The sequence below is a fragment of the Paenibacillus sp. FSL H7-0756 genome, assembly GCF_038006765.1.
Classification (GTDB): Bacteria; Bacillota; Bacilli; order Paenibacillales; family Paenibacillaceae; genus Paenibacillus_AQ.
Map to the genome: position 1 here is coordinate 71,490 of NZ_JBBOVT010000001.1, position 13,440 is coordinate 84,929.

Here is a 13,440-nt window from a genome sequence, read left to right on the forward strand (position 1 = left end):
TGCGACTTTTTTTCAAGGAGGAATCGATATGAACAGGGTTGCCGAATACAGAAAACGCTCCGGTATGTCGCAGCTTGCTCTGTCGAAGGAGGTCGGAGTTGCCCGGCAGACGGTCAATCTGATTGAGAATGACAAGTATAATCCTTCATTGGATTTATGCGTTAAGCTGGCCAAGGCCCTGAACTCTGATTTAAATACACTTTTCTGGGAGGTAAATAGTAATGCTGAGTAAAATAGAGAAGAGAATGTTGAAGCCATTTATTGGATATTCGGAGGAAAGAGATGAGTATCAGCGGGCAGAGATCCACCGGATTCTTGCCGTTGCCTGCATGCAAGCCTTGTATCTGACATCCGGTCTGATGCTCATCAGCTTAATTATTGATACCCTCAACCACACCTTCACGTTCGGAACTATGGCTCTGTTCATTGTTCAGCAGTTCGTAGCGTACTACATCCTGATCCGGCTCCGCAAAACCGGAGTTGCCGAAACGGAATATGACACCGATGCAGATTATGAACAAATCATTAAAGCATTGAAGAAAAAGTTTTTCTTGGCCGGTGCCCAGTGGGGCATTACTATGTTCGTCCTGATGGAGTTCCTGTTCCCGGCGTTAGCTGGTGATAAGATTGACATCCGCTTGTTCAACATTCTGATCTGGTGTACTGCAGGCGCTGCCTTTGGCATCATTACATATTTTCTTCAAAAGAGAAATATTAAAAAAATCGTATAGAAATACAAGCGGGAACAGCTTTGATGATTTTTTAAAGGACGGTACCGTATCCGACAAAAAACTCTCTTCTATTGGCAGAAGCCTGCCGGTAGAAGAGAGTTTTAATTTTAACCTATGTCTATTCCCACTCAATAGTCGCTGGCGGCTTGGAGGTAATGTCGTAGACGATGCGGTTCACGTTGTCGACTTCGTTGACGATGCGCACGGAGATTTTCTCCAGTACATCCCAAGGGATACGTGCCCAGTCAGCGGTCATGCCGTCGATGGAGGTTACCGCACGAATGCCGACGGTGTAGGAATACGTACGCTCGTCACCCATTACGCCAACGCTTTTCATGTTAGGAAGTGCAGTGAAATACTGCCAGATCTCGCGGTCGAGACCCGCCTTGGCAATCTCTTCACGCAGAATATAGTCGGAATCGCGGACGATGGTCAGCTTCTCTTCGGTCACTTCGCCCAGCACACGAATTGCCAGACCCGGACCCGGGAAAGGCTGACGCCATACGATCGCATGCGGCATGCCCAGCTCTTCGCCCAGCTTACGGACTTCATCCTTAAAGAGGGTGTTCAGCGGTTCGATCAGACTGAATTTCATATCTTCCGGCAGCCCGCCCACATTGTGGTGCGACTTGATGGTCTGTGCAGTTGCCGTACCGCTCTCTACGATGTCGGTATACAGTGTACCTTGGGCCAGGAACGCGAAGTCACCCAGCTTGGCCGATTCTTCGTCGAAGCAGTAGATGAACTCATTGCCGATGATTTTACGTTTCTGTTCGGGATCGGAGACACCGGCCAGCTTGCCGAGGAAGCGGTCGCGGGCGTCGATTTTGACAACATGGATATCGAACTTGCCGACAAAAGTCTCCATGACGCTCTCCGCTTCACCTTTGCGCAGAAGGCCGTGGTCGATGAACATACAAGTCAGCTGGTCGCCGATCGCCCGGTGAATCAGCATCGCCACAACAGAGGAATCCACGCCGCCGCTGAGTGCGCAGAGCACCTTCTTGTCGCCGACTTTATCACGGATGTCCTTCACAGCATCCTCGATGAACGACTCCATTGTCCATTTGCCCTCGCAGCCGCAGACCTCGTACAGGAAGTTCGAGATCATCTCATTCCCCTTCACGGAGTGGCGTACCTCAGGATGGAACTGAACGGCGAAGAATTTGCGTGCATCATTGCTCATGGCTGCAATCGGCGCACTCTCTGTACCGGCATCCAGCTTAAAGCCCTCCGGAAGCTCCACTACATGGTCGCCGTGGCTCATCCATACCGTCTGCTTGCTCTCAAGGCCCGCTGCCAGCACGGAGCTGGGTGCGAATTCCACATCTGCTTTGCCGTACTCGCGCTTGGCGGAGCGTTCCACCTTGCCTCCCTGCTGCTGTGCCATCAGTTGCATCCCATAGCAGATACCGAAGATCGGCAGCCCGAGCTCGTAAATCGCCGGGTCTACATGTGGTGCATTCTCCGCATAGACACTGCTTGGCCCGCCTGAGAATACAATCCCTTTGGGCGATAAGGCCTTAATCTTCTCCATCGGTGTATTGTAGGGCAGAAGCTCGCTGTATACCCCCAGGTCACGAATTCTGCGCGCGATAAGCTGGTTATACTGTCCCCCGAAATCCAGAACAACGATTATTTCATTTGGCTTGTTCATTACTTGCCTCCCTTGATTATTGGATTCATTATACTCATGGTTAATTCTCAGCGTCAAGGAAATGGGGTCCCTCTGTTTTAAGGTTTTGGGATAGCTGTGGCAGGGTGGAGGAGGTAATGCCTGCACGGGGCAAAGGTAGCAGAACAGGCTCGCGGCCATGACAATACGGAATACCTGCAGATGAGCAAGTGTCTGCCGATTCACTGCTAACGGGAGCCTGTCTCTATGTTATGGAAATACAGTGAAGAATTACAGCCGTGACTGGTAGTATTGCGCTACTATGGGAAGCGTGCATTTGAATGTATTCGGTTTTTCGATTACATTTGGTCCTCATGCCCACGCAGCTCTAAATGTGGTCGGTTTTTCGATTACATTTGGTCCTCGTGCCCATGCAGCGCTAAATGTGGTCGGTTTTTCGATTACATTTGGTCCTCGTGCCCACGCAGCGCTAAATGTGGTCGGTTTTTCGATTACATTTGGTCCTCGTGCCCATGCAGTGGTAAATGTGGTCGGTTTTTCGATTACATTTGTAGCGGCAAGCTGAACCGTCACAAAGACGTCCGCTGCAAATGCAGGGACGCCGCTTCTCGATCAGGTTAGATGGAAAGTGATCATCAGGCACCGGGCCATGAAAGCCTCTATGTCTGTGGTATCGGCAGCGCTGGGTGGCGACGAGGGCGACATAGGCGCGAAAGGCGTAGAGGACACGCCGCCTCCGGCGCCGCCATACGCCAGGGTCTCCCACTGGCGTACAAACCCCCGGACGGCGGCGCGCAGCCGCCCGTCCTCGATAGCCAGGGAGTCTGCGTACTCCCTGGCGGTAACCCCGGGCAGCGGCGGCCCATACCGCGCCGCCAGCCCGTGCCAGGCCAGAGCGGCCGCGCGCAGCTGCCGCTCACGGCCAAGCCTGCCGGCGCGGCGCACCGCCGGCAGCAGGGCCAGGCTGCGCCGCCAGCGGATGGCGGCAGCCAGCACCAGCGCCGCCAGCGCAAGCGGCGCACGGTCCGGGCCGCCCGCCTGCGGCAGGGCGGCGGTGAGCGCATCCGCGTGCAGCGCAGCGGAGCGGCGGGTGTCCGGCGGCGCGGCGGCAGCCGCCGGGTCCGTAGCAGCCGCGCCGGGGGCAGCGGCGGCAGCGGCGGAGGGCGTGGGGTCGAAGGGGACCCAGCCCGCGCCGGGAAAATAGACCTCGACCCAGGCGTGGGCATCGCCGCCGGTCACGCTGTAGCGCTGCGGCACAGAGCCGGGCACGGCGGTTCCCGGGCCGTAGCCCTGGACATACCGCGCCGGAATGCCGCTGCTGCGCAGCAGGACCGTCATCGCAGTGGCAAAATGCACACAATAGCCCTGACGGGTCCCGAACAGGAAATCATCGGTGAAATCGGCACCGGACGGCGGCACGCGGGTCTTCAGCGAATAGGTGTAGCCTTCTTGAAGATAGCCGGCTACAGCTACGGCAGCATCGTAACGGCTCGCCGCAGCAGCGGTAAGATCGCCGGCCAGTGCACGCACTCTGGGCGGCAGAGCAGCAGGGAGCTGCAAATACTGGCTGCGGACCTCTTGGGGATCACTCCCCCTCAGCGTCCGCAGGACTGCAGGATCACTTGGCGGCAGAACAGACTTGACGGTATACTCCGTAACCCCTGCGGAGCCGTAGACTTCCGGCAAGCGGAAGCTGAGCCTGTCCGGGCTGGCCAGCACGTAACCCAGCTGGCTTCCGTCCGCAAGCCGGATGTTCTGCACATCTGTGATAGCGCCTGCACTGAACAGCGGCACACCTCCAGTGGAAGGCGCAGCGAGCTGAACCCGCTGGATGAGGGTCTGCCCCCCGGCGGATGAAGCATTCGCCAGAGCGGGCAGCGCCCCGGACAGGCGGGGCAGATTCAGCGCTGAATACGCGGCACCGCTCCTGATCCAGCGGCGCCCGTCATAATACGCCATGCTCTCCCCCCGCGAGTAGTAGGGACGGGAAGCAGTGACTGTGAAGGCTGCCTCCGTGCTTGGTGTCAGGGGCATGCCAAGCTCTCTGTCCTCCATGCTATAGCCGGTGCTGCCAGCTATAGGTCCGTCTGCGTCCTCCGGTCTCTGCGCCGCAGCCCAGTGCTCCAGCTTGTCCAGGACCGGCTGCAGTGTAACCGGGGCAGCCGGGCGTGCGCCCAGCCCTTGGCCGGCTATCCAGGCGGCCAGCGTCACCAGCACAGCCGCCGATAACGCCCTGGCTCCCCAGCGGGCGTAAGGAAGAAACTGCCTCCCTGTCCGTTCTTGCAGATGGAGCAGGCCGCTTAAGGCCCGCAGCCACAGGATCAGCCCCGCCGTGACCAGTACATCCCCGGAAGTATTAACGGCATAGCCCATATCCAGCACCAGCAGATACACCAGCGTTACACCGGTGAACAGCGCAATACTTCCTCTGTACAGCGCGAGCTGCTGGACGGAGGACACCAGCAGTCCCCAGCCCAGCACCAGAATCAGCAGCCTGCTGTCCTCGCTTAATGCAGAGATCCTACCGGAGAGCAGCAGCAGGGCATCCTGTCCGCTTTTCTCCATGGCATAGACCTTTAGCCACCCGCCCCCGCCTCCCGCAGCAGCACAGAGGCCATACCAGGTCATAAAGATTAGCAGAAACTGCCCGCTCACCTGTACAAGACGGGGTAACAGCAGACAGCCCCAGGCGAGCAGTGCTGCTGCCGAGAGCATCAGAAGCCGCAGGAGCTGTGTATGGTCCGCTGCCGCAGACAATTTGTAGAGCGGCAGCAGCCACAGCCCAAAGACGCCCATAATCGCCAAAGAGAACAGGCCGCGATAGTACAGGGGGCTGTTCTCTCTTTTACCTGCGGGGCTGTTCTCTGCAAGGTCCGATTCCTGCATCTCTGCCAATGTAAACACGATGCTTCCGTAGCGGAGCTGCCTGCTGTGGGTGGAGTCTTTCGGACTGGCGCCATCCGTACCCGCACTAGCAGGAGGTGGAGTTATCCGGAAATTCATCAGGCTCCGCCCCCTTGTACCCTTGTGCAGGAGCAGCATGGCTCAGACAGTGAACCCTCGCGCCAAGCCGCATTAGACTTCCCGCAATCGTATCCGAGGCAGGCGGTCTGCTGTTCCCGTAAGCTGCTGAATCCTGCTGTCCGGCTGGTTCCCACCCTCCCGGTGCTAGCCTGCTGCTGCGGGATAGCTCCGGCATTGTCCCCGCTGCTCCGGCCGGGCTCCGCACAGGATTACCGGGAGTCCGGCCCTTAGAAGGCTGGTCCCAGACATAATACAGCTCCACCCTGATTCCCTGAACCAGGAAGCGGGCCAGCGTTCTCGCCGACTCTTCCTCAAGCCGGCCGGTAATGACGGATACCGTCATCCCGGGAATCCAGCTCTGCGACGCGTCCTCCAGCAATCTGCTGAGACTCTGTGAACCGGAGGGGGCAATTTCTGTAAGCAGTTCCCGGACCCTCCCGGGGATCTGGCCCACCCCCTCATGCCTGGCCATTCCTTCAGGCCAGCCTCCACTGAAGAGCTGGATGTAGCTGCCGGAGCGCTCGGCAGAGAGCAGCAGCCCCATAGTAGCCGATACCGCCTGTTCGAAGGCCGGGATCACCGACCTCCGCTGGCTGCGGGGAGCATACGCACCGCCGGGAACCTCATAATCCGCCGGACTGCTCGCAAGCACGATGCAGGTCATCTGCCCCGATTCACGTTCCGGCACTCTGCTCTGCAGGTTGCCTTTACGGGCGCTGCTCTTCCAGTGAATCCGGCTGAACGGATCACCCGGCGCATAATCACGGATATCCGCTGCTTGCGGGCTGCTGTGGTTCCCCCTCCCGGATGCACGGTCTCCGGACAGCAAGCCGGTGTCCGGCACTGCTGCGCCCATATCTAGAGCTCTTGGCAGCACTTTGAAGCCCGCCTTGCCGCCCGGCTGGCAGCCGCCTGTAAACAGCCCAGGCAGATCTCCCCAGGTTACACTGCACCCGTGAAGCTGATGCACCCCTCTGGGGACAGACAGCAGCTCATACGAATAGTTGAACGAGCGCCGGAAGCCGGGAAACAGCAGCTCCTGATGGCTTCCCCCGCTCCAGTAATCGGTCACAATCATCCAGGGCAGCGGGATTCTGGCGGCAAAAGAAATCTGAACCTCCACAATAGCGTCATCCCCCGCAGACAGATGCGCAGGAGTAATCGTGCGCTGGACACTAACTCGCCGTGGACCGCAGAGCTGCATCAGCAGGCCGCCGGACATAACCACTCCGCCAGCTGTCAGCAGCAGCAGGAGCGATTCTCCGCCGCGCCACATATACAGCCCTCCGGTAACCGCCATCAGGAGCAGCATTCGCCCCCACTCCTTGACTGCGCGGCGGATGCGCTTCCGGGGGAACCCGGCAATCTCTGCATTCCCGTACCTGTTCTGCTGTGAAAATACCTGTGATTTCGGATCCGTCAATGATGATGAGGACAAGGAGGACACCCTTCCATGGTCATAGACTAGCCCCCGGCAGCCTGTACTTTCTCTGGCTATACTACTTGCTGAGGCCTGTTGCTATCTATTCTTTCCACGAAAAAGGATGCCCAGACATTCAGCAGCCGCTTTTCCCCGCAAGCTCCCCCTGTTTTCTGCTCTCCTTGCCGTCCCCTCCGTCCAGCACACCTTCCAACGCGGATATCCGCCTTAAGCTGCAGTAACCCTGCGCTCCTCTGCATTAACAAAGGCTTCTGCACCCGGATGACCTGCCGCCTCCAGCAGCATACGCAGGGGGACCCAGAGGGAGGAGCCTTGGAGCTGCACCTGTGCCGCCTTGTACTCTGCTGTACCGTCCGGCCAGTGAATGCCCACCTCCTGCTTCTGTGAGTCTAACGTCATGCTGCGGCCGTTCCAGCTGACAGCTGCGCTCCGGGTAACCGCATTCCAGCCAACCCGTCCACCCAGCCGTTCTACGGTGGCGCGTAGCGGAACATAGTACTGTCCGTCCTGGAGACGGTACTCTCCGGGCTTCAGCTTGGTCTCCATCCCTCCAATCTCAAGTGCAAGCGCCTTGCCTGGTGCAAGCAACTCTGCATTCGGGGCAATATTGGCCGATATCCAATCCTGTGACGGTTTGCTCCTATGAAGAGAGGCTGCCTTGGAGGACACCCTGAACTGTACGGGATCACTCTGCGCATCCAGAACACCGAACTCATAACCAGCTGCTCTGTAGCGTTCAATGATAGCCGGCAGCGCTTTGGCGCTCTGTTCATGGCCCGATCCGTCATGCAGCAGCAATACCACACTGGAAGAGGTCAAGTCAGCCACAGAAGCCTGTAGAATCTCCGCAGCAGGCACTCCCCGGCGGCGGGAATCCCCGCTGTCCACAGTCCAGTCCATCACCCCGTAGCCTGCCTGCTTCAGCAGATTGAAATATGTGCTGTCGAAATGGCCGAACGTGCCGCCCGGCGCACGGACCAGCTGCGGACGGATGCCTGTGATCTCACGTACCGTTTCCTCCGTCTGTTTGATTTGGCGCCAGAACTCCTTGAAGCCGCTATATAAATCATGATAATTATGATTATAGGTATGGTTGCCGATAGCATGACCCTGCTCCCAGATGGCCTTGATCAGCTCGGGACGGCCTGCGGCCTGATCCCCAAGCACGAAGAAGGTCGCTTTAACCCCCTGCTCCTGCAATATGCTAAGCACCTTAGGAGTAACTGCGCTTGGCCCGTCGTCAAAAGTCAGATAGACCACCTTCTCCTTGCGGTGTCCGGCTGCTGGAGCAGCTTTCCCCGCAGCAGCAGATACTTGCTGTATAGCGGGAGCAGGACGCTGCGTACCTGCCCTAGAGGCTGAACCGCTTAAAACGTGCGGCTGCCGCAATTCTGCGGTTGTCATTCTGGCCGCTGCCGGGCGCAAATCTTGCACCGGGACAGCCGGAGCATTATTCTTAGAGAGTAGAGGTAACGCACTGCCTGCTTCAGCCTGCAGGGAGTACGTGCTCCGCGAACCGGAAGAATTCCCCTGCCCTCCATAGGCTGACACACCTAGACTCAGCACAACAGCAATAACGAGCAACCCGCAGATCATGATGCGGCGGATAGGATTTTCCCGATTGTCCTTCATCTTCTCTACCTCCAGCATTCTATTGGCGCACCTGCACCATTTGGTAGATTGTATGAAGACAAGCTTCAGAATAGAATAGGCGCGCAGCCTTTGGAGAGTGAAGAATCTATGGATATGCTGAAATGGATACAGGAATTGTTTGCGAGCTATGGATATAGCGTATTGTTCTTCGGGCTTTTGCTCGAATTTATCGCCCTGCCTTTTCCCGGGGAGACCACGATGGCCTTCGCAGGATTTCTCTCTTACACAGGGAGGCTGGATTTCTTCACACTGGTGATCGTAGCCTTCTTAGGCACTACAATCGGGATGACCATCACTTATTTCATCGGACTGAAGGCCGGTCTGCCCTTTATCCAGCGGTACGGCAAATGGTTCATGTTCTCTCCCGCCAAGCTGGAAAAGACACAGCGCTGGTTCGAGAAATACGGCAGCGTGCTGATCTCCATCGGCTATTTCATCCCCGGCGTCCGCCACTTCACTGGCTATTTTGCCGGGATTATCGCCCTGCCCTTCCGTAAATTCGCTATGTATGCCTATGGGGGCGCAATATTCTGGGTAGTGTTATTCCTCGGAATCGGCAAAATCTTCGGCCCGCAGTGGATGGGCATCTTCCACCTGATCGAATCCTACGCCCTTTGGATTGCGGTAGGTGTGCTGGCCATCGCCGCGCTGATTGTCGTCTACCGTTACCGGGCTGCCATTTCTCTCCGGCTGCGCCGGCGCAAGCCAGTGGCTACGCTTGAACCCAAGGTCCAAGTGAAGGTTAAAGAAACCTCCAAGACCCGCTGAATCAGAACCTCACCTAACGCCTGAAAGAAGGTATCCCTGTGAAAATAGACCGTCTGCTCTCCATTGTCATTCTGCTGCTCAACCGGCCGCTGATTCAGGCCAAGGAGCTGGCCGATATGTTCGAGGTCTCCGTGCGTACGATTTACCGCGATATAGACAGCATTAACAGCGCAGGTATCCCTGTGGTAACCTTTCAGGGCTCAGGGGGCGGCATCGGCCTCATGCAGGGCTACCGGCTGGACCGCAATGTGTTATCGCAACGCGAGCTGGCCGATATATTCAGTGCGCTGCAAAGCGCCTCCTCTATCGGAGGAGAGGGTCACCAGCTATTGATGGAGAAGATCAGCAGCGTTGTCCCTCCCTCCCAGATCGCCGCCTTCCGCAGCAAAACCACCCAAATGATCGTCGATTTCTCGCCCTGGGAGCTGACAGCTCCGCTGGAGGAGCGGCTGAACCTCCTTAAAGAAGCCTTGGAGGAAGAGGTCATGGTCACTTTTGAATATATAACGGCCGAAGGCAGGGTAAGTCTGCGTACAATCGAGCCATATACGCTGGTCCTTAAGGGACAGTTCTGGTACTTATACGGGTTCTGCCAGGACCGTCAGGATTTCCGCCTCTTCAAGCTGCTGCGGATGAAAGCGCTGGTGAAGGAGAACAGGCACTATATCCGCCAGGATATCCCGCTTACAGAGCTGCCGTGGAGCAGTGCCTGGAGGGAACCGCAGAATCTCACGCCGGTCACGCTGCGTTTCACGCCGGAAGGCAAGCATCTAGCCGAGGAATACTTCGACTGTGAGACGCTCCAGCGGGATGCTACCGGCGGATATACCCTCACACTCCAGTACCCTGAGAATGACTGGCTGTACGGCTTCCTGCTAAGCTTCGGGACCGTCCTGGAGGTGCTGGGACCGGAGCATGTCCGCCGCAGATTAGGCGAGGTGGCCCGCGGCGTCGCGGCGGCATATTCAGCAGACTTGCCGGAGCGGCAATAACCGCCGCCCCTTAGCATTTTCAATTCGCCATCGCATGACCTCCTCTTTACTCCACCCGCATTCAAGCATGTACAATCTTTTTCCATCCGCATCCGAACCTGAATCCATGTTGTCAGGTTTGCCGGTTTATACTCTAAGGGAGAAGCCGGTTTTGGACTGGGAGACTGGGGAACATGAAGGACAGTGGGGCAATTCCACCCTGGTTCGCAGACGCAAAAAGACGACCCGGTAACCGTTAACGGTTATACCGGATCGTCTTTTTTGTAATGTATACAGGATTAGGCTCTCTGTGATTTCGTCAGGTTCGGCTGCGGCTGTCCGCCTTCCGCTTCTTCCGTCTTCAGGAAATCAGGCTGCGGTGAGGTCTTGCGGATGAACAGCGCCAGTACCAGAGCAACAACAGTCACCCAGGTTGCTACAGCGAAAGCGTGGGTAATCCCGTTAATCGTTGCGTCCTGTGTAAGCTTAAGCATTGCAGCCTTATCTGTCTTCGACACTGCACCACTTACCAGTGCATCGGTAATGTTACTCTTCGTACGGTTAGTCATCAGGCTGACGAACAAGGCCATCCCCAGTGCGCCGCCTACGGTACGCAGGGTGTTGGACATGGCTGTACCATGGGAAGCCAGACGCTGCGGCAGCTGGTTCAGCCCGGCGGTGACGATAGGCATCATCAGCATCGACATCCCGAACATGCGGGCCGTATACGTCAGAATCAGGTGAGTATAGGTGGTAGTGGTGCTGATCTGGCTGAATTCCCAGGTAGTCACAGTGGTGATAGCAAGGCCGATAACCGCCAGCCATCTGGCGCCGATTTTATCAAATATAATTCCGGTGATCGGTGACATCACTCCCATCAGAATCGCACCCGGCAGCAGCATCAGTCCGGATTCCATCGGTGTGAAGCCTCGGATCGTCTGCAGATAAATCGGCAGCAGGATCATCCCTGCATACATAGCCATGGTGACGATAATGTTGATCACGGTGGTCAGGGAGAACATGTTGTAGCGGAAAATGCGGAACTCAAGCAGCGGCTTATCCGTGGTCAGCTCACGCCATACGAACAGCCCCAGGGACACGATACCCAGGATCAGGCAGAGAATAACCGTCGTGCTTCCCCAGCCGTCTGTTCCGGCATCACTGAAGCCGTAGAGCAGCCCGCCGAAGCCCAGGGTCGATAAGATCACACCAGTTTTATCCAGCTTCGGAGAAGTCAGCTTACCGACATTCTGCATAGTCTTCATACCGAGCAGCATCGAGAAAATGGCCAGCGGAAGCACGATGTAGAACAGCACGCGCCAGGAATAGTTCTGCACGACCCAACCGGACAAGGTAGGGCCGACAGCCGGAGCAAAAATCATCGCAACCGCCATCAGTCCCATCGCCTTGCCCCGTTCTTCAATCGGGAAAATGCGCAGGAACACAATGTTCATCAGCGGCATCAGAATTCCGGCACCCACGGCCTGAATGACTCTGCCGACCATAATCATCTCAAAGCCTGTTCCTATTGCACAGACTAGAGTACCTATCGAAAATAACATCATTGCTGTCGTAAACAACTGACGGGTCGTAAATTTCTCCACCAGATAGGCGCTGATCGGCACAAGCACACCGTTAACCAGCATGAACCCTGTCGTCAGCCATTGGGCCGTATTGGCGAGAATATTCAGATCCTCCATCATTTTGGGCAGTGCCACATTCATCAGTGTCTGATTCAATAGCGCCACGAAGGCGCCGATCAGGAGCGCTGCGATAATTGGGCCTCTGCGGACCGTCTTGGACGGTGCATTACCGGCTGTAATTGTACTCATAGCTTCTTGTTGTCTCTCCCTTGTTCTAGAATTCGGATAATTTCACCATGCAGCCGCAGCAGCTCCTGTACATCCTCCGCAGGAATATTTGCCAAGGGCTGCAAATGTCTTCGGAGTGACTGTCTGCTGAGCAGACGGATCTCCTTGCCTTTCTCAGTCATCGCCAGCTTGAATATTCGTCTGTCGCGCTGCGAGCGTTCTCTGGTAATCAGTCCGGCCTTCACCATCCGGTCCACTACACCGCTGGCTGCGCTGTTGCCCAGATGCAGAAGATCGGCCAGCTCCGTGATCCCGATATCGGGATGCAAGGATAACTTACGCAATACCATCAGCTGGGTAGATGTGATGTTAAGCTCCTCTGCATCCTTCCACAGCAGCTGTTGGAAATTATGGGTAATGCAGCGGAAAGAGGACAGAATATCGTCCAGTTGCTTTTCCTTTTCTTCCAAGCCTTATCCCTCCACAAGCATAATGCACAATAATACTTCGCATACGAACTATTTTACAATTTACCTATTTATCCGTCAATGATTTTCTTGCAGAAATTTTCTGAAAAATTACGGAAAGCGAGGATTAAACATGAATACAGAACAACGAAATCACTGGAACAGGCAGCATAAAATGTTGCCCAGGATCATCACCAAGCCGGAGGCGCATACTGAAGCCATAGCTATCATTCTGGAACTGCATTCTGCCCTCTACGCCTCTGAAGGCAGCGGGGAACAGGTAACCTATGAGGATACCTTATGGGACAAGCTGCTGGAGTCCACCGTGCGCAGCTACCCGGTGCAGACACCCGGCAGCCGTAATTCTATAGTCTGGCATCTCTGGCACAGTGCACGGATTGAGGATATCACCATGAACATCCTGGGGGCAGACCGTGAGCAGGTGCTATACTCCGGTCAGTATACCCGGAGGCTGGAGGTTCCTTACGTTCATTCCGGCAACGGAATGAGTGAAGAGGATGTCGCTACTCTCAGTAGAGAGGTGAATCTCGGAGCGCTATCCGAGTACCGGCGTGCTGTCGCCCGCAGAACGCGTTCCATCCTGTCTGCTCTGGAGCCGGGACAGCTCGGGATGAAGGCAACTCCGGCGCAATTCGAGAGAGTCCGGGAAGAGAAGGCCGTACTGGACAGCGAGCAGTGGGTAATGGATTATTGGGGCGGCAAAACCTTTGCCGGTCATGTGCTGATGCCGGCTACCCGGCATAACTTCGTCCATCTGAACAAAGCGATGCGGGTGAAGCAGAAGCTGCAGAAGTGACTCTGGGGGATTCGGCCCACGTGCTCCGTGCCTGCCCAATATAGTCGGTTTTCCGACTACATTCTCTCCACTTGCCTCCCGCGGGCCCCATGTCTTCGGTTCTCCGCACACATGGGGGTTG

Annotated in this window: 12 protein-coding genes; 6 read left to right on the top strand and 6 right to left on the bottom strand. The window is 56.5% G+C overall.

What is annotated here, in order from left to right; all coding sequences use genetic code 11:
- Positions 1-28: 28 nt before the first annotated feature.
- Both NST04_RS00305 and NST04_RS00310 read left to right on the top strand, forming a co-directional pair.
- Positions 29-232: a helix-turn-helix transcriptional regulator gene (locus NST04_RS00305; RefSeq protein ID WP_341182684.1), complete on the top strand. Its 204-nt coding sequence runs from the start codon at positions 29-31 to the stop codon at positions 230-232.
- Positions 222-731: a DUF3278 domain-containing protein gene (locus NST04_RS00310; RefSeq protein WP_341182685.1), complete on the top strand. Its 510-nt coding sequence runs from the start codon at positions 222-224 to the stop codon at positions 729-731. The genes NST04_RS00305 and NST04_RS00310 overlap by 11 nt, the downstream gene beginning before the upstream one ends.
- 118 nt (positions 732-849) lie before the next feature.
- Here NST04_RS00310 and guaA read toward each other — a convergent pair whose 3' ends face one another.
- The gene (guaA, locus tag NST04_RS00315) at positions 850-2,388 is read right to left on the bottom strand and encodes a glutamine-hydrolyzing GMP synthase (protein WP_341182686.1); all 1,539 of its coding nucleotides are present in this window, start codon (positions 2,386-2,388) and stop codon (positions 850-852) included.
- A gap of 295 nt (positions 2,389-2,683) precedes the next feature.
- Here guaA and NST04_RS00320 point away from each other — a divergent pair, with 295 nt between their 5' ends.
- Positions 2,684-2,932, top strand: a complete 249-nt coding sequence (locus tag NST04_RS00320; protein ID WP_341182687.1) for a hypothetical protein — start codon at positions 2,684-2,686, stop codon at positions 2,930-2,932.
- A 47-nt stretch (positions 2,933-2,979) separates the two neighbouring features.
- Here the strand turns inward: NST04_RS00320 and NST04_RS00325 are convergent, their stop codons facing one another.
- From NST04_RS00325 to NST04_RS00335, 3 genes are all read right to left on the bottom strand, one after another.
- Positions 2,980-5,370, bottom strand: coding sequence for a DUF4129 domain-containing transglutaminase family protein (locus tag NST04_RS00325; RefSeq protein ID WP_341182688.1), 2,391 nt, complete (start codon positions 5,368-5,370; stop codon positions 2,980-2,982).
- Positions 5,339-6,814, bottom strand: coding sequence for a DUF58 domain-containing protein (locus NST04_RS00330; protein ID WP_341182689.1), 1,476 nt, complete (start codon positions 6,812-6,814; stop codon positions 5,339-5,341). Before NST04_RS00330 ends, NST04_RS00325 begins: the two co-directional genes overlap by 32 nt.
- Before the next feature lie 225 nt (positions 6,815-7,039).
- Positions 7,040-8,464, bottom strand: coding sequence for a polysaccharide deacetylase (locus NST04_RS00335; RefSeq protein WP_341182690.1), 1,425 nt, complete (start codon positions 8,462-8,464; stop codon positions 7,040-7,042).
- A gap of 108 nt (positions 8,465-8,572) precedes the next feature.
- Here NST04_RS00335 and NST04_RS00340 point away from each other — a divergent pair, with 108 nt between their 5' ends.
- Both NST04_RS00340 and NST04_RS00345 read left to right on the top strand, forming a co-directional pair.
- Positions 8,573-9,253 (top strand): DedA family protein, encoded by a 681-nt coding sequence (locus NST04_RS00340; RefSeq protein ID WP_341182691.1) that lies wholly within the window; start codon positions 8,573-8,575, stop codon positions 9,251-9,253.
- A 38-nt stretch (positions 9,254-9,291) separates the two neighbouring features.
- Complete coding sequence (locus tag NST04_RS00345) at positions 9,292-10,245, top strand: helix-turn-helix transcriptional regulator (protein ID WP_341182692.1); 954 nt, start codon at positions 9,292-9,294, stop codon at positions 10,243-10,245.
- Between the two features lie 278 nt (positions 10,246-10,523).
- Here NST04_RS00345 and NST04_RS00350 read toward each other — a convergent pair whose 3' ends face one another.
- Positions 10,524-12,056 carry a DHA2 family efflux MFS transporter permease subunit gene (locus NST04_RS00350; RefSeq protein WP_341182693.1) on the bottom strand — a complete coding sequence of 511 codons (1,533 nt, stop codon included), beginning with the start codon at positions 12,054-12,056 and terminating at the stop codon, positions 10,524-10,526.
- A complete protein-coding gene (locus tag NST04_RS00355) occupies positions 12,053-12,505 on the bottom strand; it encodes a MarR family winged helix-turn-helix transcriptional regulator (protein WP_341182694.1) in 453 nt (150 codons plus the stop codon). The genes NST04_RS00350 and NST04_RS00355 overlap by 4 nt, the downstream gene beginning before the upstream one ends.
- A gap of 130 nt (positions 12,506-12,635) precedes the next feature.
- Between NST04_RS00355 and NST04_RS00360 the strand changes: the two genes are divergently transcribed.
- The gene (locus NST04_RS00360) at positions 12,636-13,319 is read left to right on the top strand and encodes a DinB family protein (RefSeq protein WP_341182695.1); all 684 of its coding nucleotides are present in this window, start codon (positions 12,636-12,638) and stop codon (positions 13,317-13,319) included.
- The last annotated feature ends 121 nt before the right edge of the window (positions 13,320-13,440 follow it).